Genomic DNA, 24,232 nt, shown 5'->3' with positions numbered 1-24,232 from the left:
GACGTGGGTTCAACCACAATTTCCGGGAATTCGAGGCGTTATATAGCGGTAAATTCTCGATTGGGCAAGAATCGGTTTTCGTCGCAACCGAATGCAATTACCGGTTTCACCAAACTGTCATGAATTTGTCATGCCGCTGCAACGCCCGCGGGCAACTGATCCCTTGTAAACAAGAGGAGATTCAACAATGCCGCGCAAAACCCTTTGCATCGGACTGTGGACCGCCCTGGTCGCTTCCGTCGCCCTGCCAGCCGCCGCCGAACCGGTTTTCAACCGGATCGCCAGCTTCCCGGTTGTTGACAATCTGCCCAAGGATGCAGACAAGTCAAAGCCGACATCGTCGGAAATCATCACGGCCTCGGAAGACGGCAAGACGCTGGTCTATTCCGACAGCCCCTACGGCGCCATCGGCTTCATCGATATCAGCGATGCCGCCAGGCCCAAGGCCGCCGGCCTGCTGAAGGTCGAAGGTGAGCCGACCTCCGTTGCGGTTGCCGGCGCCATGGTGCTGGCTGCGGTCAATACCTCCAAGGATCACAAGAATCCCTCCGGCCGGCTTGACGTGATCGACCTTGCATCGCGCACGGTGCTGACGAGCTGCGATCTCGGCGGTCAGCCGGACTCGGTCGCCGTCTCTCCCGACAGGACCATTGCCGCCGTTGCCATCGAAAACGAGCGCGACGAGAAGCTCAATGATGGCGAACTGCCGCAGCTTCCCTCCGGCGATCTCAAGATTTTCTCGCTGAAGAACGGCGCTCCGGATTGCACAAGCATGAGGACCGTCGTTCTGACCGGCCTCGCCGACATCGCCCCGGAGGATGCCGAGCCGGAATTCGTGTCGATCAACGCGAACAACCAGATCGCCGTTACCCTGCAGGAAAACAACCATATCGCGATCATCGATGCGGCCAGCGGCAAGATCACCTCGCATTTCTCCGCCGGCACGGTCGATCTCGACAAGATCGACGTCAAGAACGACGGCGCGCTGAAGTTCGACGGCAGCATGAAGGGTGTCCTGCGCGAGCCGGATACCGTGAAATGGCTGGGCGATGACCGCATTCTCACAGCCAATGAAGGCGACTACAAGGGCGGTTCGCGCAGCTTCACGATCTTCTCCACCGACGGCAAGGTTCTCTATGAATCCGGCCCCTCGCTGGAACACAGGATTGCGGCAGCCGGTCACTATCCCGACAAGCGCAACAAGAAGGGCGTGGAACTCGAAGGCGCCGAAGTCGCGCAGTACGGCGATACCAACTACATCTTCGTTGCCAGCGAGCGCGCTTCTGTCGTCGGCGTCTACAAGGATACCGGCAAGGACCCGGAATTCGTGCAGCTCCTGCCATCGGGCATCGCCCCGGAAGGCATTCTTGCCATTCCCTCGCGCAATCTGTTCGTCACCGCCAATGAATCCGATCTGGTCGCGGATGGCGGCGCGCGCTCCCATGTCATGATCTATGAGCTGAAGGACCAGGAACCGGCCTATCCGAAGATCGTGTCGGCATCGAAGGATGATGGCACGCCGCTGGGCTGGGGTGCCCTGTCGGGCCTGGTTGCAGACCTGAAGGAACCGGGCAAGCTCTATGCGGTCTCGGACTCGTTCTATTCGGTCGCGCCCACCATCTTCACCATCGATGCCAAGCAGACGCCGGCGAAGATCACGCGGGCACTGGTGGTCACGCGCGGCGGCCAGCCGGCCCAGAAGCTCGATCTCGAGGGCATCACCACCGATGGCGCGGGCGGCTTCTGGCTTGCCAATGAGGGCGACCAGTCCAAGCTGGTGCCGCATGCGATCTTCAACGTCAACGAGAAGGGCGAGATCAAGAAGGAAATCGCGCTTCCCGAAGAGCTGCTGCCGCATCAGACCCGTTTCGGGCTGGAAGGGATCACCCGCGTCGGCGAAGGCGATGCCACCGTTCTGTGGATGGCCGTGCAGCGGGAATGGAAGGATGACGAAAAAGGCTTCGTCAAGCTCCTGAGCTACAACATCAAGGACAAGAGCTGGGGTGCCGTCTCCTATCCGCTGGACAAGAAGAGCGGTGACGGCTGGGTCGGTCTTTCCGAAATCACTGCCCATGACGGCCAGCTCTACATTGTCGAACGCGACAATCTGATCGGCGACAAGGCGGTCAACAAAAAGCTCTATCGCGTGGCGCTGGACGGCCTCAAACCGGCAAAGCTCGGCGAAAAGCTGCCGGTTGTCGAGAAGACGCTGGCACGCGACTTCATCGCCGATCTGAAGAGCACGAATGGTTATGTCGTCGACAAGCTGGAAGGCTTTACCGTCGACGTCGCCGGCAACGGCTATGCGGTCACCGACAATGACGGCGTCGACGGGTCATCCGGCGAAACGCTGTTCTTCGGCATCGGCAAGGTCAGCACGGCAAACTGAGCCGTCCGCAACGTTTGCAGGAGGCCGCGCTTGCTGCGTGGCCTTTTGCTTGACGCTTGTCAGCTGACGTCGAGGACGATCTTGCCGACATGCTTGCCTTCTTCCATGCGCTCATGCGCCCGCCACGCCTCGTGGAACGGATAGACCATGTCGATGACCGGGGCGACGCGGCGCTGCACCAGGAGAGGCCAGACTTTCAGCTCCAGTTCCCGCGCAATACCGGCCTTGAACTCGACCGGCCGTGCCCGCAGGGTCGATCCCGTATGGGTCAGCCGCTTGATCATGATTTTGGATATGTCGACCGTGACCTTCGCGCCATTGAGATGGGCAATCTGCACGATCCGCCCGTCGATGGCGGCAGCGTCGTAATTGCGCCCGGTATAATCGCCGCCGACCATATCGAGCGTCAGGTTGACGCCCTTGCCGCCGGTGGCCTCCTTCACCGCCTCGACAAAATCGTGCGTGCGGTAGTTGATCGCCCGGTCGGCGCCAAGTTTCAGGCAGGCTTCGCATTTGTCGTCGGAACCGGCCGTGGTGATGACATAGGCGCCGAACGCGCTGGCAAGCTGGATCGCCGTGGTGCCGATGCCGGATGTGCCGCCATGCACGAGGAATGTCTCGCCGCTCTTCAGGCCGCCGCGTTCGAACACATTGTGCCAGACGGTGAAAAAGGTCTCGGGCAGGGCGGCGGCTTCGATGAACCCGTATCCCGCCGGGATCGGCAGGGCCGTGGTCTCGTGCACGGTGCAATACTGGGCATAGCCGCCGCCTGCCACCAGTGCCGTCACCCGGTCGCCCACGCGGAAGCGCGTGACACCGCTGCCCACGGCAACGACATCGCCGGCAATTTCAAGGCCGGGAATGTCCGATGTGCCTGATGGCGGCGGATAATGACCTTGGCGCTGCAGCACGTCAGGCCGGTTGACGCCGGCCGCATGCACCTGAACCAGAAGTTCGTTCGGCCCTGCTTCCGGAACGCCGCGCTTTCCCGGCTTGAGGACCAGCGGACCGCCCGGCTGGGTGATCTCGACCGCGGTCATCGTCGTCGGAATTTTACTGGCCATGGGTAGCTCCTTCAGTTGATTCGCTTGAATGATTTGCAATTCGAAGCGGGTGGACTGTATCCTTTCAGCACAAAGCGGCAAGTGGAGGACATGATGTCACTTTTCGACGAGGAACCGAAACGCAGGGTTGCCCACGAGATCGGGCAGGAACTTTCTCTGCTTTCCGTCGCCGAGCTGGACGAGCGCATCGGCATCCTGCGGGCGGAAATCACCCGGCTTGAGGAAGAGCGCACGCGCAAGGGCAGCAGCAAGCTGGCGGCGGAAGCACTTTTTCGCTGAAACGGAACGTAAATGATGCGGATGTCATGATGTCTCCGCATTGCTGATCGAGACGGGCCTGTACCGGCTTGTTGCCGGCATCCGTCCAAGCATTGGGGTATCGCTGTGTTCCGTTCGTTCGTACAGGTCTTTGCCCTCTTGTGTGGCACGTCATTCCTGGTCATGGCCTCGGGCCTGCACGGGCTCCTGCTGCCGCTGCGCGGCGGGGCGGAAGGTTTTTCCACCACGTCCCTCGGTCTTCTCGGTACCGCCTGGGCCGGCGGGTTCATAACCGCCTGCCTGCTGGCGCCGCGCCTGGTGCGCCGCGTCGGCCACGTCCGGGCATTCAGCGCCTTTGCCGCCATTGCCGCCATTGTCGCGCTGATGACCGGTATTCTGGTGCATGCCACGGCCTGGATTGCGCTGCGGGCGCTGACCGGCTTTGCCATGGCCGGCGCCTACATGGTGATCGAAAGCTGGCTGAACGAGCGGGCGACCAATGCCAATCGCGGTCAGATCTTCGGCCTCTACATGGTGGTGAACTTTGCCTCCATCACGGCGGGCCAGATGATGATCGGCTTCGGCGACGTGCACAACGGTACCTTTTTCATGCTGACCGGCATCCTGTTCTGCCTGGCGCTGATTCCGACGGCCATTTCCACCGCCAGCAGCCCGAAACCGCTGACGGAAGTGCAGCTCGACCTCAAGGCGCTCTACCGCAATTCGCCGGTTGCCTTCGTCGGCTGCATGCTGATCGGCGTTGCCAATGGCGCGTTCGGCACGCTGGGCGCCGTCTACGGCGCGGCAACAGGCATCACGACGACCGAGATCGCCCTGATGATGAGTGCCTCCGTCATGGGCGGTGCCCTGATGCAGATTCCGGTGGGCCGCATGTCCGACCGTACCGACCGGCGCTATGTCCTGGCGTTCGTCGCCGGTGCCGCGGCGATCATCGGCATCCTGATTTTCCTGATCGGCTCGCGTCAGGCAACGGTCATCCTGTTCATGACGGCGATCTATGGCGGACTGGCCTATACGCTCTATCCGGTGGCCGTGGCCCATGCCAACGACTATTCGGACTCGCAGAATTTCGTCAAGGTAACCGGCGGCCTGCTGCTGCTCTATGGCTTCGGCACCATGGTCGGGCCGATCCTCGGGGCCTGGGCCATGGAATATGTTGCGCCCGAAGGCCTGTTTGCGATCACGGCGCTGGCACATGTCTCGATCATGACCCACGCCATTATCCGCTCGCGCATGCGGGCAGCCATGCCGATTGCGATGCGGGACAATTTCCAGACCGTTCCCTCGGAGCGGGCAACACCCGAGGGCATCAAGCTCGATCCCCGGGCGGAAGCCCAGCCGGACTGAGGTTCGCAAGGTTTTTCGTACAAAATGCGTTGACATTGACGGCAGTTTAAAACGACTATTCGGCATGGCCGAAACCGACGCATTTGCCGCCATTTCCGATCCGAACCGCCGCTATCTGCTGGAAGAGTTGCGGCGCGGTCCCAAGACCGTGAATGAACTGGCGCTTGGCCTGCCCATTTCACGCCCGGCGGTATCCCAGCACCTGAAGGCGCTGCTGGATGCGCAACTGGTCAAGGTCAAGTCCGAGGGGACACGCCGGATTTATGCCGTCGACGACAGCGGCTTCTTTCACCTGAATTTATGGCTGGATCAGTTCTGGAGCGAATGATGGCCGCATGGCGTCCGGCCAATAAAAAAACCCGGTCGCAGACCGGGTTTTTGTTTTAGTGCCAGCCCAGCCGCCTCTCCGGCAACCGGCTGAAATTCTTCTTCTGTCGGCCAAAGGCTCTAATGGCGCGTGGCGGTCGATCTCAGTTTTTCGATTTGCTCTTTCAGCATGAGCTTGCGACGTTTCATATCGGTAATCTTCAGGTCGTCGGTGGCAGGACTTGCCAGCGCTTCGGAGATTTCCTTCTCGAGTGCACCATGCTTACGTTCAAGCGTTTCAAGATGAGACTCAATGGCCATCCGGCTTCTCCCTTGGTTGGTTTCCTACTCGTTCATGCTCTGCCGGCCAAAGGGCGAGATTATGACAGAGCCGTGACACTCTGCCACCACTTGAAGCAATTGTCGAATTTGTTTCGTAGGATTTTCTTGTCATGTAAAATATGGTATTGCCACGTGCTGATCCGGTATTCTCGAACGCCGGACCAGACATTGGATTCTTCTAAAGCAAAATACCGGGAATCACTGCATGTCCGACCAGGATCAGGCTGACATTCGATTGGCAGTCGCACGATTGAAACAGGAGCATCTGGATTTTGATGCCGCCATACAAGCGATGATCCAGGTTGGTTGTGACCAGCTTCGAATCCAGCGGATGAAAAAGAAGAAGCTCATCATCAAAGACAAGCTCATCGAGCTTGAAGACAAGATCATCCCGGACATTATTGCCTGATTTTCAACAGCTTGTGACCGGCGGGCTGCCGATAACTTGCAGCGTCCCCACTTTTCCGTTAATCCCTGCACGCTCCGCTGATCAGAGGATGTTCAATGGCCGATAAACGCGCTGACGTCGCAATCATCATGGGTAGCCAGTCCGATTGGGCAACCATGCGCCACGCCGCCGAGACGCTTGATGCGCTCGGCATTTCCCACGATGACCGCATCGTTTCCGCCCACCGCACGCCGGACCGCCTGGTTGCTTTTGCCAAGGGCGCGCGCGATGCCGGTCTCAAGGTTGTGATCGCCGGTGCCGGCGGTGCCGCCCATCTTCCCGGGATGGCCGCTTCCATGACGCCGCTGCCGGTGTTCGGCGTGCCGGTGGAATCGAAAGCTCTCTCCGGGCAGGATTCCCTCCTGTCCATTGTCCAGATGCCGGCCGGCATTCCCGTCGGCACCCTGGCGATCGGCCGTGCCGGTGCGGTCAATGCCGCTCTTTTGGCCGCGGCTGTTCTGGCACTGAACGATGCCGCACTGGCAAAACGGCTTGACGACTGGCGCACGGCGCAGAGCGAAAAGGTCGCCGAACGGCCATCTGACGAGGCATGAGATGATTGCAGCAGGATCGACTATCGGCATTATCGGCGGGGGACAGCTCGGCCGCATGCTTGCCATGGCAGCGGCGCGTATCGGCTATCGCACCGTCATTCTCGAACCGCAGGCGGACTGTCCGGCCGCGCAGGTTGCCAATGAACAGATCGTGGCGGCCTATGACGATCCCGATGCGCTGGAGCGCCTGGCTGAGCTGAGCGATGTCATCACCTACGAATTCGAAAATGTGCCAGTCGATGCGGCCGAGACATTGAATGAAAGCACGCCGGTCTTTCCGCCGCCCGAGGCGCTGAAAGTATCGCAGGACCGGGTGACCGAAAAGCGCTTCCTCAACAAGGCCGGCATCCCGACAGCGCAATGGCGCATTGTCGAGAATGAGGGCGATCTGGAAGCAGCGCTTCTCGCCTTCGAGGGCAAGGGTATCCTCAAGACCCGCCGCTTCGGCTATGACGGCAAGGGCCAGGTCAAGTTTTCCGGCGCCAAGGGCGAAGATGCCAAGGCGGGCTTTGCCGCCATCGGCAGCGTCCCGGCCATTCTGGAAGGTCTGGTCGATTTCACCCGCGAGATTTCGGTGATCGCAGCGCGCGACGAGGCAGGCAATATCCGCATCTACGACATTGCAGAGAATGTGCACAGGGACGGTATCCTGGCGACCTCGACCGTGCCGGTATCCGTATCGTCGACGATTGCAGGCCTTGCGGCCGATTCGGCGCGCAAGCTGCTCGAGGCTCTCAATTATGTCGGTGTTCTCGGCATGGAGTTCTTCGTGCTGGCCAACGGGACACTGCTGGCCAATGAATTTGCCCCGCGCGTGCACAATTCGGGTCACTGGACGGAAGCCGCCTGCGCGGTCTCGCAGTTCGAACAGCATATCCGTGCGGTTGCCGGGCTGCCGTTGGGCGATACGCGGCGCCATTCCGATTGCGTGATGGAAAATCTCATCGGTGACGACGTGGCCAAACTGCCGGCGATTCTGGCGGAAAGCGGGGCTGTCGTGCATCTCTACGGCAAGGCCGATGCACGTCCCGGCCGCAAGATGGGCCACGTCACGCGCATTACAAAGCGGCTGTAGGGGCAAATAAATTCACTCCCGATGCATGAATCGCCATATGAATCATGAGTCGGGAGTTGACAATCGGGGCAATCCTTGGCTATTTCCCCGCAACGTGTTTCCGGCGCGCTCCAGAGGCGCGCTTTATTATTGGTGCCCGGTTTCGGGCGTAAAGATACCGGTGCTGAAATGAAGATCAAGAATTCGCTCAAGGCTCTCAAAGGCCGTCATCGTGACAATCAGCTGGTGCGCCGCAAGGGCCGCATCTACATCATCAACAAGACTGCGCCGCGTTTCAAAGCGCGCCAGGGCTGATTTACCGTTTCACGGTTATTTGCATTTGACGTTTCGCTGATACGGGCTACGATCCGTATCATGCGGAATGTTTTTGCGTTTTTTATCGGATCTGTCCTGATGATGTCGCCGGCGCTGGCACTGGCGCAGGAGACGTCCGGGACTGACGTCCCTGCGGCTGCACCGCAGGCAACCGCGCTGCCGGGCAAGACCCTGGCCGAAAAGCGCGCCGCCCGCCTCGATGAGCTGTTCTTTGCCCTGAAGCGCGAGCGCAATGAAGCCAAAGCCACCCGCATCGCCGAACAGATCCAGGCGCAGTGGCAGAATTCCGGCAGTGCGACCGTCGATCTGATGATGCAGTGGGCGGCCCTCGCCATGACGGAAAAGAAATATGCCGTCGCGCTGGATTTTCTCGATCAGGTCACCGTGATGAAACCGGATTTTGCCGAGGGCTGGAACCGGCGTGCCACGGTCAATTTCCTGATGAATGATTACGGGCGGTCGATGGCCGATATCCAGAAGACGCTGTCGCTGGAGCCGCGTCATTTCGGGGCGCTGGCGGGGCTGGCGGCCATCCTGAAGGATACCGGCAACAAGGAAGGCGCCCTGCATGCCTTCGAGCAGGTTCTTGCGGTCTATCCGATGATGCGGGAGGCGCAGAAGCAGGCGGGCCAATTGGCCGAGGACCTGACGGGTCAGCGTACCTGATTTTTTCGGTGTTTCCGGGCCGGCGGCTGATCACCGCCAACCCGAATGATCTTTTTCAGATCCCTGTCAGCCCATCCGAGCCGATATAGGCAATGCGCAGCATGTTGGTCGAGCCTGGCGTGCGCAGCGGCACACCGGCCGAGATGATGATGCGGTCACCCGGATTGCCGAATTCTTCCTGATAGGCGATGTGGCAGGCGCGGTCGACCATGTCGTCAAGGTCCGTTGCATCTTCCGTGACAACGCAGTGCAGGCCCCAGACGAGCGAGAGCTTGCGTGCCGTCTCGACAACCGGCGACAGGGCGATGATCGGCAGCAATGGCCGTTCACGCGCTGCGCGCAGGCCCGTGGTGCCCGATGCCGTATAGGTGACGATGGCGGACAGGTTGAGCGTTTCGGCGATCTGCCGGGCGGCAAGCGAAATGGCGTCCGCGCCGGTGGCGTTCGGCTCGGGGCGCTGCGCATGGATGATGCCGGGATAGTTCGGGTCGCGTTCGACCTCTTCGGCGATGCGGGCCATGGTGGAGACCGCTTCGACCGGGTAGTCACCGGCGGCCGATTCGGCCGATAGCATCACGGCATCGGCGCCTTCGAACACGGCCGTTGCCACGTCGGACACTTCGGCGCGGGTCGGGACCGGCGCGGTGATCATCGATTCCAGCATCTGCGTGGCGACGACGACCGGCTTGCCGGCGCGGCGGCAGGCGCGGATGATCTGTTTCTGGATGCCGGGAACGGATTCCAGCGGCATTTCAACGCCAAGATCGCCACGGGCAACCATCAGCGCATCGGAGAGCTCGATGATCTCAGCAAGACGGGTGACGGCCTGCGGCTTCTCGATCTTCGAGAGCAGGGCAACGCGGCCGCGCGAGATCTTGCGCACTTCGGCAAGATCCTCCGGCCGCTGGATAAACGACAGGGCCACCCAGTCGACCTCTTCCTGCAGCACGGCATCGAGATCGCGGCGGTCCTTTTCCGTCAGGGCGCCGACGCCCAGCGTGGTATCGGGCAGGCTGACGCCCTTCTTGTCGGAAATCTTGGTGCCGGACACGACGCGGCAGGTGATCGACTTGCCATCGGACGATTCGGCGACCAGCGCCAGCTTGCCGTCATCGATCAGCAGGCGGTGGCCCGCTTCGACGGCTTCGAGAATTTCCGGATGCGGCAGGAACACGCGGGTGTTGTCGCCCAGCGCTTCATTGTTGTCGAGGGTGAAGATCTGGCCGGGAACGAGGTCGACCTTGCCCTCGGCGAACTTGCCGACGCGCAGCTTTGGTCCCTGCAGATCGGCGAGAATGCCGATCGGGCGGCCCACTTCCTTTTCGACATTGCGCAGGCGGCGCACGAGTTCGCGCATGAGATCATGGCTGGCATGGCTCATGTTGATGCGGAACACGTCGGCACCGGCTTCGAACAATTTGCGAATCATCGCTTCGTCGGATGAAGCGGGACCCAGTGTGGCGAGGATTTTGACCTTACGGCGGCGTCTCATCGAGGAGGGGTATCCGTTACAATTGGAGCTGAGGGAGGATTTTCTTCCGTAAGCTGGACCATCCAGCTTGATTGTTCGCCGGTATCATACTCCTGAAATCCCGCCCGCTGAAACCCGCGTGCAAAACAATCATTGATACCGGTAATCTTGAATTGGTTTTCCGCCACGCACATGTTGACCTTGCCATCCCAGCGGCCGCCGCTCTGGGCGTCCTCGGCATAGAGGTAATAATAGCGCGACGTCAGCGGACCGACGACCAGCGTGGTGCAGGAGGATGCGTTGACATGCCACCAGCCCTCGGTGATCCAGCCGGTCTTCGCCCGGTAGCCAAGCGCAACGCCCACCAGATTTTGCGTGGTGTTGCACACGCGGAAATCCGCATGGGCCTCATCCGGCGCAAAGACACTGCCTGCTGCGAAAATGAATAAAAAAGCCGCTAGAAAGCTGCTCCATCGCGTCCGCTGATGCTGGTCAGCGCGGAAAATGATGCCCCTGCGCAATATTGCCTCCGTCCGTCTTAGACTCCTTTTCCGCAGTTTCACATGCATTGTCAACGCGCTAATGGGCGGAACATGCCGTTCCTGCTGACCTGTGACAAAAGATTGATGGTTGCATTCCCGATCAGGGCATGAAACACAAAAAATTCTCCCGAATAATCGCGCAAGAGAACGTTCCAATGCCGTTTTCCCCCTTTCATCTCGTCCATGGCAGCAATGACAGAGGACTGGTGCTTCTGGCCGATCATGCCCACCGGGATCTGCCGGAGGAATACGGCTCCCTCGGGCTGCCGCCGCAGCAGTTCGAACGGCATATCGCCTATGATATCGGCGTCGAGCCGTTGACGCGCAAACTGGCGGCAATGCTCGGTGTTCCGGCTGTGCTGGGCGGGTTTTCCCGCCTGCTGATCGATCCGAACCGCGGCGAAGACGATCCCACCCTGATCATGCGCCTCTCCGACGGAGCGATCATTCCGGGAAACAACCCGATGCCGGACGCCGAGCATCAAAGACGCGTGAATGATTTCTATCGCCCCTATCACACGGCTGTTTCGGACATGATCCAGGCGGTTGCCGGGGCGAGCGGCAAGGCGCCGCTGGTCATTTCCATCCATTCCTTCACCGCCTTCTGGAAAACGACGCCGCGGCCATGGCATGCGGGCATTCTCTGGGATAGCGATCCGCGCGCGGTTCTGCCGCTCATAAAAGCCCTGGAAGCCGATCCGCAACTGGTGGTCGGTGACAACGAACCCTATGACGGCGCGCTGCGCAATGACACGATGTTCAAGCATTGCATCGTGCCGGGGCTTGCCCATGCGCTGATCGAGGTGCGGCAGGATCTGATCGCCGACGAGAAGGGTGTCGATGAATGGGCAGACCGGCTTGCCCCGATCCTTGACGCGATCAACGCCGATCCCGATATACATGTTATCAGGCAATACGGCTCGCGCACCGGCCCACTGGAAGAGGTTTGATCATGAGCAATGTCAGCGAAGAACAGCGTATCGCCCTTGAAGCCGCCGCGTTCCGGCGGCTGCTGGAGCATCTGCGCGCGCGCAGCGACGTGCAGAACATCGACCTGATGAATCTGGCCGGTTTCTGCCGCAACTGCCTGTCCAACTGGTATCGGGAAGCGGCGGATGCGGCGGGCGTGCCCCTGTCAAAGGATGAATCGCGTGAGATTATCTATGGCGAACCCTACGCGGAATGGCAGGCCAAGCACCAGCGCGAGGCCAGCGATGCGCAGAAGGCCGCCTTTGAGGTCAATAAGCCTTCGCATTGACGAACCACGCCGCAGCGGCGGCCGAAACCGCCCTGCTCCCGACTCTATTGTCTTGACTCATTGCGCTGTGGTCGGGCATCGGAACCGCAGAGGCGGCATTCGCGAGTCGCACAATCAATTTTTACGGAGCAAGATATGAGCATGGATGATGTAGCGCCACAGGGCGGTGTCGAAGGTGTTGCGGCTGCGGAATTGCGGCAGTTCATCGAGCGCATCGAGCGCCTTGAGGAAGAAAAGACCACGCTTCAGGACGACATCAAGGAAGTGATGGCGGAAGCCAAGGGCCGCGGCTACGACACCAAGATCATCCGCACGATCGTCCGCCTGCGCAAGAAGGATGCGAACGAGCGCAAGGAAGAGGAAGCGATCCTCGAGCTGTACATGAACGCCCTCGGCATGGTCTGAGCCTTCAGGACAAACGACAGCTGAAACGGGATTGGATGTGCAGACAGCGCTGCACCCCATCCGATCCCGTTTGGTCGGCTGCTCGCTCTAGACTACCCCCGCGAAGTCCTGCCCGCGGGATTTTCCCCCAGAAGATATCCAAGCAGTTCAAGCATGTTCGCCCGGACATCGGCGAGGCCCTGCGATGCCAGAATTTCCAGGCCGATCAGCGCGCCGTAGAGAATCCGGGCATTTGTTCCGCTCCGGTCTGCGGACTGGCCGCACGTCCGGAAAAGCTGCACAAGATAGGCCAGGCGCCGTTCATCCACCGATTTGAGGATTGCCGCAGTCGTGGCATCATGGCGGGCCCATTCGCGGATGGCGCTTTCCGTCCGGTCGCCGCCATAGGCCGAACTTGGCACGCCGGTTGCCTCGATCACCAGTGCCTGCAGTTGCTCCCGGGGCGTTGTCCCGATGGCTTCGACATCGCTGATGATGGCATCGGTCGCCAGATGCTGCCAGTGCGCCAGCATCTGCGCCTTCAGTGCCGGCACATCCCTGAAATGCCAGTAGAACGAGCCCTTGCTGACCTTGAGATCGCGGGCAATCGCCTCGGCTCGGATCGCCTGCGCGCCGCCCTGGCTCAGGGCGCGGAAGGCGGCGCTGATCCAGTCTTCGGCTGAGAGGGTCTTTCGGGTCGGCATTGCCATTCCATACGCTGCCGTATTGACCAGGGCAAGCGGCAATGTTTATATACGCCACCGTATGGTCGACTGGATTGAAGGACGTATCATGAGCAAATGCACTGCCACCGCTGCAATCGTGTCCCCGGTCACGCTCCACGTCCGGGCGGGCAGGCGATGATGCACACTCTGGCATGGCTCGTGTTCATCGCGCTGACCATCGTCGCGGCGCTGCATCTCTACTGGGGGTTCGGCGGTTTGTGGCCGGCGCGCGATCAACTGTCCCTGGCTCGGACCGTGGTCGGGTCGAAGGGGATTTCCACAATGCCGTCACGCGGGGTGACCGTTGTCGTTGCCGTCCTGATCTTCACCGCCGGTGTTCTCGCCCCGATGCAGTTGTCCATCATTCCGGCGCTGTTGCCGGCCTCGCTGCTCCGTCTCGGCATGCTGGTGCTGACGGTCATATTCCTTGCGCGCGGCGGCCTCAGCTTCACTGCGTTTTTCCGCAACCGGCAGGCCGAGGAGCCCTTCCTGACACTGGACCGCCGCTATTACGGCCCGCTGTGCCTCGTCATCGGGGCGGGTTTCGGTGTGTTGCTGTTCGCCTGAATGCGCCCCGCTTTTTTGGTTTTGAACGTTTGACGGGCATTGCGCGATATTAAACTTCACATGAAGCATCGCGAACGGCTTTAAATTTCTTGAACTGGCCCGGCGACGGGTATAATCGTCTCGCTGCCCACCTATCTTTTCATGATCCATTTCTCTTCCGACTGATGTGATCTGCCGGCATTCGCGTTGGGGCAGCCGCCTCAGCCGTCAGGGAGTAAAATCAATGTCCGTATCCACAGCACAGCTGTCCATCAAGGCGCCCGCCAATTCGCGGTCCCGCGTCATTCTGGCCAGCCTGATTGGCACCACCATCGAATTCTACGATTTCTACGTCTATGCGACCGCCGCGGTGCTGGTTTTCCCGCATCTGTTCTTTCCGCCGGGCAACGAAACGACGGCTCTGTTGTCGTCCTTCGCCATTTTCGGCGCCGCCATGGTGGCGCGCCCGCTCGGTGCGATCTTCTTTGGCCATCTCGGCGACAAGCGCGGCCGCAAGATCACGCTGGTCGGCGCGCTTCTGACCATGGGTATCGCTACCTTCCTCATCGGCGTCCTGCCGACCTTCGCAACGGTGGGCTGGTTTGCCCCGGCCATGCTGGTCGTGCTGCGGCTGGCGCAGGGTTTTGCGCTCGGCGGTGAATGGAGCGGTGCGGCGCTGGTCGCCACCGAGAACGCACCCGAGGGAAAGCGCGCGATCTTTGGCACGTTTCCGCAACTGGGTGCGCCCATCGGCTTCATCATCGCCAATGGCCTGTTCCTGATCATCGCCGCCATCCTGCCGTCGGATGATCCGTCGCGGCCCTCCCTCGCATTCCTCGACTGGGGCTGGCGCATTCCGTTCCTGTTTTCCGCCGTCATGGTGATCGTCGGCCTGTGGGTCCGGCTCAACCTGGTCGAAAGCACCGCCTTCGAGAAAACCGTCAGCAAAGGCGAGATCAAGAAGGTGCCGCTGGTGTCCGTGTTCCAGTCGCATTGGAAGCAGCTCGTGCTCGGCACATTCTACATGCTTGCCACCTATGTGCTGTTCTACCTGATGACCACGTTCTCGCTCAGCTATGGCCGCGCCGCCGCGGCCGGACCGATTGCGGGTCTCGGCTATGACTACACGACCTTCGTCCTGATGATGATTGTCGGCGTGGTGTTCTTCGGCATCTTCACCCTGGTGTCCGGACCATGGGCGGACCGCTGGGGCCGCCGCAAGACACTGATCTGGGTGACGCTCGCCATTATCGTGTTCGGCCTCCTGTGGGTGCCGATGCTGTCTCTGGGCAATGTTGGCGTCATGGCCTGGCTGATCCTCGGCTTCACCCTGATGGGAATGACGTTTGGTCCGATGGGCGCCCTGCTGCCGGAACTGTTCCCGGTGAGCATGCGCTATACCGGATCGGGCATTTCCTACAATGTCTCGTCGATCCTCGGCGCCGCGGTTGCCCCCTTCATAGCGATTGCCTTGTGGAAGCTCGGCGGCGGCAGCCCGTTCTGGGTTGGCGTCTACCTCTCGGCCATGGCCGTGCTGACATTGATAGCGCTGATCATCGGCAAGGAAACCAAGGACGTCGATATCGAGGCCTAGTTTTCCGGTCGCGGAATACAAAAAGCGCGGCCCGCTGAAAAAGCGGGCCGCGCCTTGTTTTTATGATGACTCATTTAGTAGTTCGGATCGTAGACCAGGCGGTCGCGGCTTGCCGGGCGGTCATAGACCGGCGCGCGGTTCTGATTCTGCTTGGCAAGCGATCCGATGATCACGGCACCGAGCGCCAGTCCGGCAACACCGGCAATGATGGCCGTGTCGCGGTTCTTGTGACGGTCGGAACGCTCGGACCGATAGTCCCGGTTGCGGTAGTAATCCCGTTCGCGATAGTAGTCATCGCCGCGGTCGCGGTAATAGCTGTCGCGATAGGAGCGCTCGCCGGACCAGCCGCCATCATCGTAGGAAGAATAGTAGTCACCAGCCTGAGCCGGAGCCGATTGGAGGCTGATTGCGCTGATCGAAACGGCAGCAACCAGAAGAGCAGCGAGTATCTTTTTCATCATGCGGTCCTCAACGTTAATTCGTTGAGCACAGATATAGAGCCCGCCGGCTGAACCGGCGATGAATGCTGCCGTTAGCTGTCGTTCACAGGGTGATGGTCCGGGCCCGCACCTGCAGGGCGCGGCCGGCACCCCAGCCGAAAATGGCAACGCCAATGCCGAGCAGCACAAACAGGATGGCGGTTGCCGCATAGCTTTCCGTGACGCTGTGGATCAGGCCGACAAGCAGCGGACCGATGGCGGCGAGCATGTAGCCGACGCATTGGGCCATGCCGGAGAGATGCGAGGCGACATGCGAGTCGGGCGAGCGCAGCACGATCATGGTCATGGCGATGGCAATGAGCCCGCCCTGGCCGATGCCCTGGACGACCGCCCACAGCCAGACCGTGGAGAGCGGCGCAAACAGCAGGCCGAGCAGGCCGGCAACGGCAATCGTGACCAGCGCCACATTGATGAGGCTCTGATTGCGGCAACGCACGGCAATCGACGGCACGAGCAGGCAGGTGAAGACCTGCGCCATGACCGACACGGAAACCACGACACCGGCGGTCGTCCCATCAAGGCCGCGATCGCGCAGGATGGGCGCCAGCCAGCCGAAGACGCAGTAGGCGAGTGCCGACTGCAGGCCCATGAACAGGGTGACCTGCCATGCCAGACGGTCGTTCCAGAGGCCGATCACCTTGAAGCCCGCATGTTTGGTGCGGACCTTGCGGGCGAGGGCCTGCGGCAGCCAGATCGCGGTGACAACCAGCGCCGGCAAGGCCCAGGCGCTGAGCGCCAGCGACCATGATCCGCCCAGCATCTTCTGCACCGGCAGGGTCAGGCCGGCGGCACTGGCCGCACCCGCGCACAGCGCCATGGTGTAGAGGCCGGTCATCATGCCGGTGCGGCTGGCGAAATCGCGCTTCACCAGACCGGGCAGCAGGACATTGCCGATGGCGATGCAGCCGCCCGCCAGCGCCGTGCCGATGAACAGCAGCGGCAGGGATTGAAGCCCGCGCAGGGCAGTGCCGAGCGCCAGCAAAAGGAGAACGCCGAGGAGCGTACGCTCCGCGCCGATGCGCTGGGCGAGACGCGGCGCCAGCGGGGCAAACAGGCCAAGGCAGAGCACCGGCAGTGTGGTGAGCACGCCCGCGCCGAAGGATGACAGTCCGGTCTGGGCGATGATTTCCGGCAAAAGCACCGACGCGCTGGAGAAGACCGGGCGCAGATTGTAGGCGATGAGAACGAGGCTGAGGCCGAACAGGATCTGCGCGCCAGGGGTTTTGAAATCCGGCACGCGCGGCTGGGGAACGCTGTCCACCTCGGCATCGACAAGCTGTTCGGCGGCAATGTTCAGATCCGCTGCCAGGCGGCTGGGGTGTTCAGGCGGAAGATGCTGGTTCATGATGCGAGCAACCGATCGAGTTCGATGAGAAGGGGGGCCATGAAGGCGCGGGCGGTGGATGCCGCCTTGTCCGGATCGCCGGATTCAATCGCGTCGATGATGGCCGCATGGGCCGCCATGTCCGGTTCGGGCAGTTCGCCCGTGACCGTGGCCCGGATGACTTCCTGGGTGGAAACCGAGAAGAATTCATAGACTTCGATGAGGGCCAGATTGTTTGATGCGGCCACCACCGCCTTGTGGAACGCGAGATCGTGCTCGACATAGTAATCGTGCCGGGCCGCAGCGTATTCGCCGCGATCGGCCAGCAGCTGGCGCAGGTCGGCGACGACCTCCGGAGTGTGGCGCAGGGCCGCCAGCCGCGCTGCCTCGACCTCCAGGGCGCAGCGCGCCTCGACCTGGTCGCGCAGGCCGGTGCGCCTGATCCGCAACAGGCTTTCGTCCGGGTTGATGATCGAGCGGACATAGGTGCCGGAGCCCTGCTTGGTCTCGAGAAATCCCTGCGCGACGAGAACCCGCACCGCTTCGCGCACGGTCCCGCGGCTGACGCCGAGCATGTCGGCGAGGGCAGCCTCGTTGGGGATGCGGTCGCCGACCGGCCAGCGATTGCTGACGATTTCGGCGCGTATATTGTCAATCGCCGTATCGGCAAGATTGGTGCGGGCGGCAGGCTGCATCGAGCGGAAGTCCCAAAGTCATCTGATGACTTGATAACTAAGGGACTGCAGGGCGCCTGTCAAGGCGCCCCGGATGGACAGAGACTGGCGACGTCTGGCGTCTCAGCGGTAGATCACGATCGGCCGGCGATGAACAATGATGGGAGCCGGGCGTTCGATGATCACGGTTCTTGGCCCGAATGCTTCGAGCGGGAACCAGTAGCCGCGATAGAAGCGGTAGCCCGGCCGGTAATAGCCGTAGCCGCGGTGGCCATTGTAGTAATAGCCGTCGTGCCAGCCGTAATAGCCGTGCCGCCAGTAGACGGGCTCGGCCTGGGATTGCAGGTGTTCGCCCTGTACCGGCAGGAGCGGCAAGGCGTTGGCGCTTTGTGCTCCGGCAAGCGTGGCAATGGCGACAAGACCGCCGGTAATCATGCTCAGGATGGTTCTCATGATAGCCTCTTCAAAGGGTTGGTTGGTGGTTCACGTTCTGATCAGCCCTTGCAGGGACCGGTCAAAGGGGCGGTTCGGAAAGAGCGTTTGCATGGTGCGCTCGGGTTCGAGACCAAAAGTTTCCGCGGCAAGCGCCGCGATCAGCGCGTCGAGATCCATGGTGGGTTTCAGGTCGCGGTTTTCATAAAGTGCGTTCGGGGCAAGGCCCGGCCAGTCGGCCAGGATGCGGCCGCCGTTGACCGCGCCGCCGAGGATGAGCGCGGTCGTCGCCGTGCCATGGTCGGTCCCGCCGGTGCCGTTGGCGGTGGCGGTGCGGCCGAATTCGGTAGCCACCAGCACGGTCGTCTGCTGCCAGACGTCGCCAAGCCCGTCGCGCATGGCATCGATCATGGCATCGAGCGCCTTCAACTGGTTGGCGAGCCGGTTCTCCTGGCCGCTATGGGTATCCCAGCCGCTGGTTTCGATCATGGCGATGCGCGGGCCGTCAGGCCGCACAAGCGCCTCGGCGGCGGTTCTGCCTGCGGTGGCGGGATTCTGGCGGGTTTCCATGTCGTGAAACAAGCCGCGTGCCTCCATCGCCGCGCTCCAGACCGGATGAAACTGCTGGTCCCGGTCGTAGAGCTGCGCCACCCGCAGCAGGAGATCGTCGGATGCTTCCGGCAGGGTCGAGGGCGCATAGGAAGTAACATCCGCCGGGCCGCGCAGGGCAGCCGGTATGGTCGGGGCGAAGGCAATGGCCTTGTCGGCCGATTTCGGCAGCAGCGTCACCAGCCGGTTCAGCCAGCCATCCCGGATCTGGTAGGGGCTGGTGCCGCCGGTCTCCAGGACGTTCTGGCCGTCGAAGTGCGAGCGCTCGCGGTAGGGCGAGGCGACGGCATGCACGAACAGTGCCTGCCGGTTGCCGTAGAGCGTGCCCATGCCGGTGAGTGCGGGATGCAGGGCGAACATGCCGTCGAGCTTGATGGCGTCGGCCGTCTGGATTGCAAGGCTGCCGCGCAGCTGCGCATAGGCAGGGTCGGCATAGGGCACGACGATGTTGAGGCCATCGGCCGCACCGCGCTGGATGATGAAGACGAAGCGGCGGTCGCTCGCCACATTGGCAAAGACGATACGCGGCGCCACGAGCATCGATCCCGCCCCGATGGCGGCCAGACGCAGAAAATCCCGGCGGTTGGTCATGCTCATCTCCGTTGAAAATCAGGTGAAACAAGCAGAAGGGCGATGCCCGTCTGGGCGGATTCGGCGCGGTTGATTTCCGTTGCCGTGCTGTCGGTCAGCGCGTTTCCGAGCAGGTTGTTCGCCAGCTCTTCCGGTTTCAGCGACCGGTCCGCCCTTGCCGCCAGCCTTTGCGAAACCTCCACCCGCCGCACCAGCGCATCGGGAGCCAGCCAGCTCCCCGCGATATCGTCGTAACCGGCGGGTGAACGCGGCAGCCAGACCGGTTGGCCCAGCTGGTTCAACAGGTTGGCGGCGTTGGCTTTGCCAAGGTCGGGATAATCCAGCCCGCGCATGGCTGAAACCAGCCATTCCCAGGGAGTCTTGATCTTGGTAGACGGCACGGCCCATGCCTCCGGTGCTTCGACGAGCGCTCGATACACCGCCGGCAAATCACCGCCGGAGGCAAGAAACGCCTTGCTGACCCGGTTCACGGCGCCCTGGGGCGGGGTGTCGGCGATGAAATGGCGGCAGAGCTTTGTGGCGATGTGGTTTGCCGTTGCCGGATCGCTGGCCAGATCTTTCAGGACTGCACCTGCCTGATCCTCACCGGTCGCGCCGTAGACGCGGCGGCGGATCAGCCGCTTGCCCGGCTGATGCAGGCCGGGGCGATACTGAAATACACCGGCCTGACTGGCATCGGCCTTGCCGCCCATGCGTCCGGCGGACCAGCCGGTGAGGGCAAGGGCAAACTCCGTGACATCCTTCTGCGTATAGCCGGACCCGACGCCGACCGTGTGCAGTTCCATGATCTCCCGGGCCAGATTCTCGTTGATTCCCGGCAGTTTGTCGGCATTGCGCCGCTTGGCGCGCGTGGCGAGGGGGCTGTCGGGACCCGCCGAACGGATCTGGTCGAGATAGATCAGCATGGCCGGATGCTGCTCGACGGCAAACAGCAGGTCGGTGAAGCGCCCGGTGACATGGGGGCGGATCGCGTCCCGCTCGAAGGCGCCGGCAAGGCTCAGCATCGCGGGATTGTCGGCCGACACGGCAAAATGGTTCGACCAGAAATGCACGAGCGCTTCCAGGAAGGGCGTGGGCGTTGCAAGGGCATTGCGGCTGCGCGCGTCGATCTCGCCGCGGTAAAGCAGGCGGGCCGCCTTGTTCAGCTCCTTGCGCAGGGCGATTTTCTCGTCGCCGTCGAGTGCCTGCAGCTTTTGCCGGTCACTGGCATACTGCATCGCGATTTCGGGTGTGGTCTGGAGCTGGGCAAACGCCGCCGGGCGCGGTTCGTAGCGGCCGATCTGATCGAGCAGCCAGTGCCTGGGGTCGGCTGGGAGCGGTTCGCTAGCCCGCTTTCCCAAACCGAAGCGATTGACCGCAATGGCCGCCGTCGCATCTGTTGCCGTTGTAACCATGGTCTTCTCCGTTCGCAGCCTGTCTGGCATTGACAGTCATTGAACGGGGGAGCAGGAAAATTCCGTCGCGGGCATTCATTGTTTTTTTGCCGGCGTCTGCCGCAAAATGACATTGCGCTTTTTCAAACCCTCGACAAGCGTCTTGCGGTCCTCCGGCGACAGGCTTTCGGCAAAGGCGACGATGGTCTGCTCGATGCGGGTCCGCAGGGCGAAATCGGCTTCGCGGGCTTTGGTCAGTTCCGCGTTGACCGCAGCGGGATCGATGGCGTCCTGTGCCAGCAGCCGGGCAATCTCGGCACGGCTTGCCCGCCCGGCATCGGCCAGCGGTCCATTGTCCTTGCGGGCCGCTGCCAGATTTTGCCGCAGGGTCTTTTGTTGCTCCGGCGTCAGATATTCGGCGGCAAAGCGAACGCCGCGCCGGTTCTCCGTCGTCCAGGAATGACCGAATGTGTGCCAGATGTAGCCGCCGCCGATCACGCCGCCGGCAATGAAAACATTGAGGGCAAGCGAAGCGACGAGAAGGATGTTGCGTGACCGTTCACTCATTTACTCGTCCAGTTCATCAGAGATGTTGAAGGCGGTGACCGCATAGGCCTGGTCCTCATATCCGCGCGATTCGGCGGAATGGATGACGCCGATGAGAAGGGCGCCGGTGATCGCGCCCGCCAATCCGATGCCGGCGAGCCCGGTGCCCTGCCACCAGAGCCGGGCGCGCTTCCAGCCGGACCAGGACCTGCCGGAGGAGGCGATGATGCGTTCGCGCAGCGCGGCCTCCGCCGGGGCGGTCCGGTACTGCGCCAGCATCCCGTCGAGTTCCGCCGCCAGCCTGAGGGCCGGCTGGGCGATATCGGGATGCTCCCGGATGAAGGCGACGGCACCGGCCTGTTCGGGCGGCGGCCAGCGCCGCACCTCGGCACCATAGATCTCGGTCAGTTCCTGAAAGCGTTGCGGGGTCATTTTGCCTTCTCCTGTTGGGCAGTCTCTTCCAGGGCTGTCCGCAAATTGCGCCGGGCACGGGCCAGAAGGCTCTCCAGGGCTTCAATGCTGATATCCATGATCTGCGCTGCCTCGATATTGCTGAACTCCTGATAATATTGAAGCACGATGGCCTCCCTCTGCCGGTCGGGCAGGGAGGCGAGGGCCCGTTTGATCCGGTCGCTTTCGTCCCGGGTTGAAAGCGACTGTTCCGGATCGGGGGCTGGATCTGCCCTTTCGGGCGTCTCGGCCACCGGCTGTTCCCGGTGCCGGCGCAGGCGGTCGTAGCAGAGATTGAGCGTGACCCGGTGCAGCCATGTATCGAAGGTCGCCCGGCCGCCCTGCCAGCTGCCCGCCTGCCGCCACAGCCGGATAAAGGCTTCCTGGGCGACATCCTCGGCTTCATTCCGGTCGCCAAGCATCCGCGCCGCCAGGGCGAGCAGGCGCGGCAGCTTGCGTGTCACCATGGTTCGGACGGCCGCATCGTCATGCTGGCCGATCTTCACCAGCAGTTCTTCATCCGTGTTGCGATTGTCCAAGGTTTTGCACGCTTGCCGTTACTCCTGTGAACTGTCGGTGGCGCCCTTCCTGTGTCCGCGGCGTTCCTCTTTGGTCAATTGGCCATCGGAATTCGTGTCGAGGCGCTCAAACCGCTTCTTTGCTACAGTATCCATTTCCGCCGTATCGATGAAGCCGTCATGATTTGTATCGATCCGGTTGAACACCGCCGTGGGATCGCGCTTGGCATTCTTTGCAGCGGGGCGCTTCAGCCACTCCTCGAGCGAGAGTTTGCCGTCGCCGTCGGTATCGAATTTGAGCAGCCGCGCCCTGGCGGCGGCCTGATATTCGGCCAGTGAAATTGTGCCGTCGCCATTGGTGTCGGCCTTGGGTGCCGCCATCGCCAGGGTTGCGGGCAGGGACAGTGGCACCATGGCAAGAAGAACCGCAGCTACTCTCGATTTCATCAAACTTTTCCTTTCAGCAGACTGTCATTTGTCGTGACTTAAACGGCGGGAGCGGGACAATCCGTCGCTTGCGCGGAATTTTTTTGAAACCGCGGTGGGGGGACGGTATTGTCCCCCTGCGGCCTATGGCAGGGATGCCTGCGCGAGTGTCGCAATTGAGCGTCATGAACCCACTGGAATCGTTGAGCTTATCTTCACTGTGCCAAGCTGTGCAAAATCCATAGACGGTTAACTTGATGGTTTTAGAAGGAATTTTGATTCCGCCGCGGGCGCGGCTCATGCACAGGCCGCGCTACAGAACTGTAACAATAGTGTCATATGACTGTTATATTGGTTCTATAGACGGCAGACGACGTCGGAGGCGTCACACAGTTAATCCAACAGGAGCTGCTCCTATGAACAAGCTTATTTCCACCACTGCTCTGATTGCGATCTCGGTGATTGCCACGACAGTTGGCGCATCCGCTCGCGACCAGATTCAGGTCAGCGGTTCATCCACAGTGCTGCCATATGCCAAGATCGTCGCCGAAGCTTTTGGCGAAACATTCCCCAAGTTCAAGACCCCGGTCGTTGAATCCGGCGGTTCGGGTGCCGGCATCAAGGAATTCTGCAAGGGCGTTGGTGAAAACACCATCGATATCGCCAATGCCTCGCGTCCGATCAAGGACACTGAGTTGAAGTCCTGCGTTGACGCCGGCGTCAAGGACGTTGAAGAAATCCGCATCGGTTATGACGGCATCGTGTTCGCGACCGACATCAAGGGCCCGGATTGGGCGCTGGAGCCAAAGGACGTCTATACCGCTCTTGCCGCGCAGGTCGTTGTCGACGGCAAGCTGGTTGCCAATCCGAACACCAAGTGGAACCAGGTTAACCCGAAGCTGCCCGATTGGGACATCGCCGCCTACATTCCTGGCGAAAAGCACGGCACACGTGAAGTTTTCGAAGAGAAGCTGATGACTGGCGGTTGCAAGGCCACCGGTGCAGCCGATGCGATCAAGGCTGCCGGTCTTGACGAAAAGGCCGCTGCCGCCGCCTGTATCGCTGTCCGCAAGGACGGCAAGGCCATCGACATCGATGGCGACTATCCGGAAACACTGGCTCGCATCGATGCCAACAAGACCGGCGTTGGCGTCTTCGGTCTGGCCTTCTACGAAAACAATGCGGACAAGCTGAAGGTTGCAACCGTCAACGGCATCAAGCCAAGCACGGAAACCATTGCCACCGGCAAGTATCCGGTATCGCGCCCGCTGTTCTTCTACGTCAAGAAGGCGCATCTCGGCGTCATCCCCGGCCTGAAGGAATATGTGGACTTCTTCCTTGCTGACCAGATGGTCGGTCCGGATAGCCCGCTGGTAGAATACGGCCTGGTTGCTGCACCGGATGCAGAGCGTGAAGCTCAGCGCTCCGCATTCGCCGCCGGCAAGACCATGGCTGGCAAGTAAGCCGATAACCGGCGCGGACAG

Annotated in this window: 30 protein-coding genes; 15 read left to right on the top strand and 15 right to left on the bottom strand. The window is 61.5% G+C overall.

The annotated features are described in order from the left end of the window. The first annotated feature begins 187 nt into the window (after positions 1-187). Positions 188-2,389: an esterase-like activity of phytase family protein gene (locus tag ACZ5FP_RS01055; protein WP_464661631.1), complete on the top strand. Its 2,202-nt coding sequence runs from the start codon at positions 188-190 to the stop codon at positions 2,387-2,389. A 59-nt stretch (positions 2,390-2,448) separates the two neighbouring features. Here the strand turns inward: ACZ5FP_RS01055 and ACZ5FP_RS01050 are convergent, their stop codons facing one another. Continuing rightward, positions 2,449-3,453, bottom strand: coding sequence for an NAD(P)H-quinone oxidoreductase (locus tag ACZ5FP_RS01050; protein WP_464661629.1), 1,005 nt, complete (start codon positions 3,451-3,453; stop codon positions 2,449-2,451). Between the two features lie 93 nt (positions 3,454-3,546). Between ACZ5FP_RS01050 and ACZ5FP_RS01045 the strand changes: the two genes are divergently transcribed. The 3 genes from ACZ5FP_RS01045 to ACZ5FP_RS01035 all read left to right on the top strand — a co-directional run bounded on the left by ACZ5FP_RS01045 (position 3,547) and on the right by ACZ5FP_RS01035 (position 5,407). After that, positions 3,547-3,732, top strand: coding sequence for a DUF1192 domain-containing protein (locus ACZ5FP_RS01045; RefSeq protein ID WP_105734400.1), 186 nt, complete (start codon positions 3,547-3,549; stop codon positions 3,730-3,732). 105 nt (positions 3,733-3,837) lie between these two features. Next, complete coding sequence (locus ACZ5FP_RS01040) at positions 3,838-5,079, top strand: MFS transporter (RefSeq protein ID WP_223613698.1); 1,242 nt, start codon at positions 3,838-3,840, stop codon at positions 5,077-5,079. Between the two features lie 64 nt (positions 5,080-5,143). After that, on the top strand, positions 5,144-5,407 hold the full coding sequence (locus tag ACZ5FP_RS01035; protein WP_223613697.1) for an ArsR/SmtB family transcription factor: 264 nt from the start codon (positions 5,144-5,146) through the stop codon (positions 5,405-5,407). A gap of 119 nt (positions 5,408-5,526) precedes the next feature. On the opposite strand, the gene ACZ5FP_RS01030 is transcribed toward ACZ5FP_RS01035, so the two are convergent. Continuing rightward, on the bottom strand, positions 5,527-5,706 hold the full coding sequence (locus tag ACZ5FP_RS01030; RefSeq protein ID WP_105734402.1) for a YdcH family protein: 180 nt from the start codon (positions 5,704-5,706) through the stop codon (positions 5,527-5,529). Positions 5,707-5,932: 226 nt separating this feature from the next. Here ACZ5FP_RS01030 and ACZ5FP_RS01025 point away from each other — a divergent pair, with 226 nt between their 5' ends. The 5 genes from ACZ5FP_RS01025 (at position 5,933) to ACZ5FP_RS01005 (ending at position 8,785) form a co-directional block, all read left to right on the top strand. Continuing rightward, a complete protein-coding gene (locus ACZ5FP_RS01025; protein WP_008128260.1) occupies positions 5,933-6,136 on the top strand; it encodes a YdcH family protein in 204 nt (67 codons plus the stop codon). A gap of 95 nt (positions 6,137-6,231) precedes the next feature. Further along, complete coding sequence (gene purE, locus ACZ5FP_RS01020; RefSeq protein WP_223613696.1) at positions 6,232-6,729, top strand: 5-(carboxyamino)imidazole ribonucleotide mutase; 498 nt, start codon at positions 6,232-6,234, stop codon at positions 6,727-6,729. A 1-nt stretch (position 6,730) separates the two neighbouring features. Continuing rightward, the gene (locus ACZ5FP_RS01015; protein ID WP_464661625.1) at positions 6,731-7,804 is read left to right on the top strand and encodes a 5-(carboxyamino)imidazole ribonucleotide synthase; all 1,074 of its coding nucleotides are present in this window, start codon (positions 6,731-6,733) and stop codon (positions 7,802-7,804) included. 168 nt (positions 7,805-7,972) lie between these two features. Then, the gene (gene ykgO / locus ACZ5FP_RS01010) at positions 7,973-8,098 is read left to right on the top strand and encodes a type B 50S ribosomal protein L36 (RefSeq protein WP_091880250.1); all 126 of its coding nucleotides are present in this window, start codon (positions 7,973-7,975) and stop codon (positions 8,096-8,098) included. Between the two features lie 60 nt (positions 8,099-8,158). After that, a complete protein-coding gene (locus ACZ5FP_RS01005; RefSeq protein WP_226904672.1) occupies positions 8,159-8,785 on the top strand; it encodes a tetratricopeptide repeat protein in 627 nt (208 codons plus the stop codon). 55 nt (positions 8,786-8,840) lie between these two features. Here the strand turns inward: ACZ5FP_RS01005 and pyk are convergent, their stop codons facing one another. Both pyk and ACZ5FP_RS00995 read right to left on the bottom strand, forming a co-directional pair. Further along, complete coding sequence (gene pyk / locus ACZ5FP_RS01000; protein ID WP_223613694.1) at positions 8,841-10,277, bottom strand: pyruvate kinase; 1,437 nt, start codon at positions 10,275-10,277, stop codon at positions 8,841-8,843. Beyond that, positions 10,274-10,765 carry a DUF1036 domain-containing protein gene (locus ACZ5FP_RS00995; protein ID WP_464663128.1) on the bottom strand — a complete coding sequence of 164 codons (492 nt, stop codon included), beginning with the start codon at positions 10,763-10,765 and terminating at the stop codon, positions 10,274-10,276. Before ACZ5FP_RS00995 ends, pyk begins: the two co-directional genes overlap by 4 nt. A 188-nt stretch (positions 10,766-10,953) precedes the next feature. On the opposite strand from ACZ5FP_RS00995, the gene ACZ5FP_RS00990 reads away from it, so the two are divergent. From ACZ5FP_RS00990 to ACZ5FP_RS00980, 3 genes are all read left to right on the top strand, one after another. After that, positions 10,954-11,748 carry an N-formylglutamate amidohydrolase gene (locus ACZ5FP_RS00990; RefSeq protein WP_464661623.1) on the top strand — a complete coding sequence of 265 codons (795 nt, stop codon included), beginning with the start codon at positions 10,954-10,956 and terminating at the stop codon, positions 11,746-11,748. Positions 11,749-11,750: 2 nt separating this feature from the next. After that, on the top strand, positions 11,751-12,056 hold the full coding sequence (locus ACZ5FP_RS00985; protein WP_288194956.1) for a DUF1244 domain-containing protein: 306 nt from the start codon (positions 11,751-11,753) through the stop codon (positions 12,054-12,056). A gap of 135 nt (positions 12,057-12,191) precedes the next feature. After that, the gene (locus tag ACZ5FP_RS00980; protein WP_175540565.1) at positions 12,192-12,461 is read left to right on the top strand and encodes a DUF2312 domain-containing protein; all 270 of its coding nucleotides are present in this window, start codon (positions 12,192-12,194) and stop codon (positions 12,459-12,461) included. Positions 12,462-12,553: 92 nt separating this feature from the next. Here the strand turns inward: ACZ5FP_RS00980 and ACZ5FP_RS00975 are convergent, their stop codons facing one another. Continuing rightward, the gene (locus tag ACZ5FP_RS00975; protein WP_464661621.1) at positions 12,554-13,144 is read right to left on the bottom strand and encodes a TetR/AcrR family transcriptional regulator; all 591 of its coding nucleotides are present in this window, start codon (positions 13,142-13,144) and stop codon (positions 12,554-12,556) included. Positions 13,145-13,300: 156 nt separating this feature from the next. Here ACZ5FP_RS00975 and ACZ5FP_RS00970 point away from each other — a divergent pair, with 156 nt between their 5' ends. Both ACZ5FP_RS00970 and ACZ5FP_RS00965 read left to right on the top strand, forming a co-directional pair. Beyond that, positions 13,301-13,732: a DUF3995 domain-containing protein gene (locus ACZ5FP_RS00970; RefSeq protein ID WP_464661619.1), complete on the top strand. Its 432-nt coding sequence runs from the start codon at positions 13,301-13,303 to the stop codon at positions 13,730-13,732. A 223-nt stretch (positions 13,733-13,955) separates the two neighbouring features. Further along, positions 13,956-15,305, top strand: coding sequence for an MFS transporter (locus tag ACZ5FP_RS00965; protein ID WP_464661617.1), 1,350 nt, complete (start codon positions 13,956-13,958; stop codon positions 15,303-15,305). Between the two features lie 74 nt (positions 15,306-15,379). Here the strand turns inward: ACZ5FP_RS00965 and ACZ5FP_RS00960 are convergent, their stop codons facing one another. The 10 genes from ACZ5FP_RS00960 to ACZ5FP_RS00915 all read right to left on the bottom strand — a co-directional run bounded on the left by ACZ5FP_RS00960 (position 15,380) and on the right by ACZ5FP_RS00915 (position 22,769). After that, a complete protein-coding gene (locus tag ACZ5FP_RS00960) occupies positions 15,380-15,766 on the bottom strand; it encodes a hypothetical protein (RefSeq protein ID WP_464661615.1) in 387 nt (128 codons plus the stop codon). Between the two features lie 82 nt (positions 15,767-15,848). Next, a complete protein-coding gene (locus tag ACZ5FP_RS00955) occupies positions 15,849-17,150 on the bottom strand; it encodes a CynX/NimT family MFS transporter (RefSeq protein WP_464661613.1) in 1,302 nt (433 codons plus the stop codon). After that, positions 17,147-17,824, bottom strand: a complete 678-nt coding sequence (locus ACZ5FP_RS00950) for a FadR/GntR family transcriptional regulator (RefSeq protein ID WP_464661611.1) — start codon at positions 17,822-17,824, stop codon at positions 17,147-17,149. Before ACZ5FP_RS00950 ends, ACZ5FP_RS00955 begins: the two co-directional genes overlap by 4 nt. Before the next feature lie 102 nt (positions 17,825-17,926). After that, entirely contained in the window at positions 17,927-18,256 is a 330-nt protein-coding gene (locus ACZ5FP_RS00945) for a hypothetical protein (RefSeq protein WP_464661609.1), read from the bottom strand. Between the two features lie 30 nt (positions 18,257-18,286). Then, on the bottom strand, positions 18,287-19,435 hold the full coding sequence (locus ACZ5FP_RS00940; RefSeq protein WP_464661607.1) for a DUF1501 domain-containing protein: 1,149 nt from the start codon (positions 19,433-19,435) through the stop codon (positions 18,287-18,289). A gap of 2 nt (positions 19,436-19,437) precedes the next feature. Further along, positions 19,438-20,829, bottom strand: coding sequence for a DUF1800 domain-containing protein (locus ACZ5FP_RS00935; RefSeq protein WP_464661605.1), 1,392 nt, complete (start codon positions 20,827-20,829; stop codon positions 19,438-19,440). 75 nt (positions 20,830-20,904) lie between these two features. Further along, positions 20,905-21,375, bottom strand: coding sequence for a periplasmic heavy metal sensor (locus tag ACZ5FP_RS00930; protein WP_464661603.1), 471 nt, complete (start codon positions 21,373-21,375; stop codon positions 20,905-20,907). Next, positions 21,376-21,786 (bottom strand): hypothetical protein, encoded by a 411-nt coding sequence (locus ACZ5FP_RS00925; protein ID WP_464661602.1) that lies wholly within the window; start codon positions 21,784-21,786, stop codon positions 21,376-21,378. It lies immediately after the preceding gene. Continuing rightward, positions 21,783-22,343, bottom strand: coding sequence for an RNA polymerase sigma factor (locus ACZ5FP_RS00920; protein ID WP_464661601.1), 561 nt, complete (start codon positions 22,341-22,343; stop codon positions 21,783-21,785). The genes ACZ5FP_RS00925 and ACZ5FP_RS00920 overlap by 4 nt, the downstream gene beginning before the upstream one ends. A gap of 18 nt (positions 22,344-22,361) precedes the next feature. Then, positions 22,362-22,769 carry an EF-hand domain-containing protein gene (locus ACZ5FP_RS00915; RefSeq protein WP_464661600.1) on the bottom strand — a complete coding sequence of 136 codons (408 nt, stop codon included), beginning with the start codon at positions 22,767-22,769 and terminating at the stop codon, positions 22,362-22,364. A 395-nt stretch (positions 22,770-23,164) separates the two neighbouring features. Between ACZ5FP_RS00915 and ACZ5FP_RS00910 the strand changes: the two genes are divergently transcribed. Continuing rightward, positions 23,165-24,211 carry a substrate-binding domain-containing protein gene (locus tag ACZ5FP_RS00910; RefSeq protein WP_223613681.1) on the top strand — a complete coding sequence of 349 codons (1,047 nt, stop codon included), beginning with the start codon at positions 23,165-23,167 and terminating at the stop codon, positions 24,209-24,211. Positions 24,212-24,232: the final 21 nt, after the last annotated feature.

Source organism: Phyllobacterium sp. T2-21, from assembly GCF_055378485.1.
Note: the sequence above shows the minus strand (reverse complement) of the source record. Positions and strands in the feature narration are given on the sequence as shown.

Bases quoted from the DNA above. Each gene is read 5' to 3' on its own strand.
- ACZ5FP_RS00975 (WP_464661621.1), bottom strand. From the start codon at position 13,144: ATGCCGACCCGAAAGACCCTCTCAGCCGAAGACTGGATCAGCGCCGCC.
- ACZ5FP_RS00915 (WP_464661600.1), bottom strand. From the start codon at position 22,769: ATGAAATCGAGAGTAGCTGCGGTTCTTCTTGCCATGGTGCCACTGTCC.
- ykgO (WP_091880250.1), top strand. From the start codon at position 7,973: ATGAAGATCAAGAATTCGCTCAAGGCTCTCAAAGGCCGTCATCGTGAC.
- ACZ5FP_RS00965 (WP_464661617.1), top strand. From the start codon at position 13,956: ATGTCCGTATCCACAGCACAGCTGTCCATCAAGGCGCCCGCCAATTCG.
- ACZ5FP_RS00980 (WP_175540565.1), top strand. From the start codon at position 12,192: ATGAGCATGGATGATGTAGCGCCACAGGGCGGTGTCGAAGGTGTTGCG.
- ACZ5FP_RS01050 (WP_464661629.1), bottom strand. From the start codon at position 3,453: ATGGCCAGTAAAATTCCGACGACGATGACCGCGGTCGAGATCACCCAG.
- ACZ5FP_RS00940 (WP_464661607.1), bottom strand. From the start codon at position 19,435: ATGACCAACCGCCGGGATTTTCTGCGTCTGGCCGCCATCGGGGCGGGA.
- ACZ5FP_RS00985 (WP_288194956.1), top strand. From the start codon at position 11,751: ATGAGCAATGTCAGCGAAGAACAGCGTATCGCCCTTGAAGCCGCCGCG.
- ACZ5FP_RS01045 (WP_105734400.1), top strand. From the start codon at position 3,547: ATGTCACTTTTCGACGAGGAACCGAAACGCAGGGTTGCCCACGAGATC.
- ACZ5FP_RS00990 (WP_464661623.1), top strand. From the start codon at position 10,954: ATGCCGTTTTCCCCCTTTCATCTCGTCCATGGCAGCAATGACAGAGGA.
- ACZ5FP_RS01035 (WP_223613697.1), top strand. From the start codon at position 5,144: ATGGCCGAAACCGACGCATTTGCCGCCATTTCCGATCCGAACCGCCGC.
- ACZ5FP_RS01055 (WP_464661631.1), top strand. From the start codon at position 188: ATGCCGCGCAAAACCCTTTGCATCGGACTGTGGACCGCCCTGGTCGCT.
- ACZ5FP_RS00935 (WP_464661605.1), bottom strand. From the start codon at position 20,829: ATGGTTACAACGGCAACAGATGCGACGGCGGCCATTGCGGTCAATCGC.
- ACZ5FP_RS00930 (WP_464661603.1), bottom strand. From the start codon at position 21,375: ATGAGTGAACGGTCACGCAACATCCTTCTCGTCGCTTCGCTTGCCCTC.
- ACZ5FP_RS01015 (WP_464661625.1), top strand. From the start codon at position 6,731: ATGATTGCAGCAGGATCGACTATCGGCATTATCGGCGGGGGACAGCTC.
- ACZ5FP_RS00970 (WP_464661619.1), top strand. From the start codon at position 13,301: ATGATGCACACTCTGGCATGGCTCGTGTTCATCGCGCTGACCATCGTC.
- ACZ5FP_RS00925 (WP_464661602.1), bottom strand. From the start codon at position 21,786: ATGACCCCGCAACGCTTTCAGGAACTGACCGAGATCTATGGTGCCGAG.
- ACZ5FP_RS00945 (WP_464661609.1), bottom strand. From the start codon at position 18,256: ATGAGAACCATCCTGAGCATGATTACCGGCGGTCTTGTCGCCATTGCC.
- ACZ5FP_RS00950 (WP_464661611.1), bottom strand. From the start codon at position 17,824: ATGCAGCCTGCCGCCCGCACCAATCTTGCCGATACGGCGATTGACAAT.
- ACZ5FP_RS00960 (WP_464661615.1), bottom strand. From the start codon at position 15,766: ATGATGAAAAAGATACTCGCTGCTCTTCTGGTTGCTGCCGTTTCGATC.
- ACZ5FP_RS01030 (WP_105734402.1), bottom strand. From the start codon at position 5,706: ATGGCCATTGAGTCTCATCTTGAAACGCTTGAACGTAAGCATGGTGCA.
- ACZ5FP_RS00910 (WP_223613681.1), top strand. From the start codon at position 23,165: ATGAACAAGCTTATTTCCACCACTGCTCTGATTGCGATCTCGGTGATT.
- ACZ5FP_RS01005 (WP_226904672.1), top strand. From the start codon at position 8,159: ATGCGGAATGTTTTTGCGTTTTTTATCGGATCTGTCCTGATGATGTCG.
- ACZ5FP_RS00955 (WP_464661613.1), bottom strand. From the start codon at position 17,150: ATGAACCAGCATCTTCCGCCTGAACACCCCAGCCGCCTGGCAGCGGAT.
- ACZ5FP_RS01025 (WP_008128260.1), top strand. From the start codon at position 5,933: ATGTCCGACCAGGATCAGGCTGACATTCGATTGGCAGTCGCACGATTG.
- purE (WP_223613696.1), top strand. From the start codon at position 6,232: ATGGCCGATAAACGCGCTGACGTCGCAATCATCATGGGTAGCCAGTCC.
- pyk (WP_223613694.1), bottom strand. From the start codon at position 10,277: ATGAGACGCCGCCGTAAGGTCAAAATCCTCGCCACACTGGGTCCCGCT.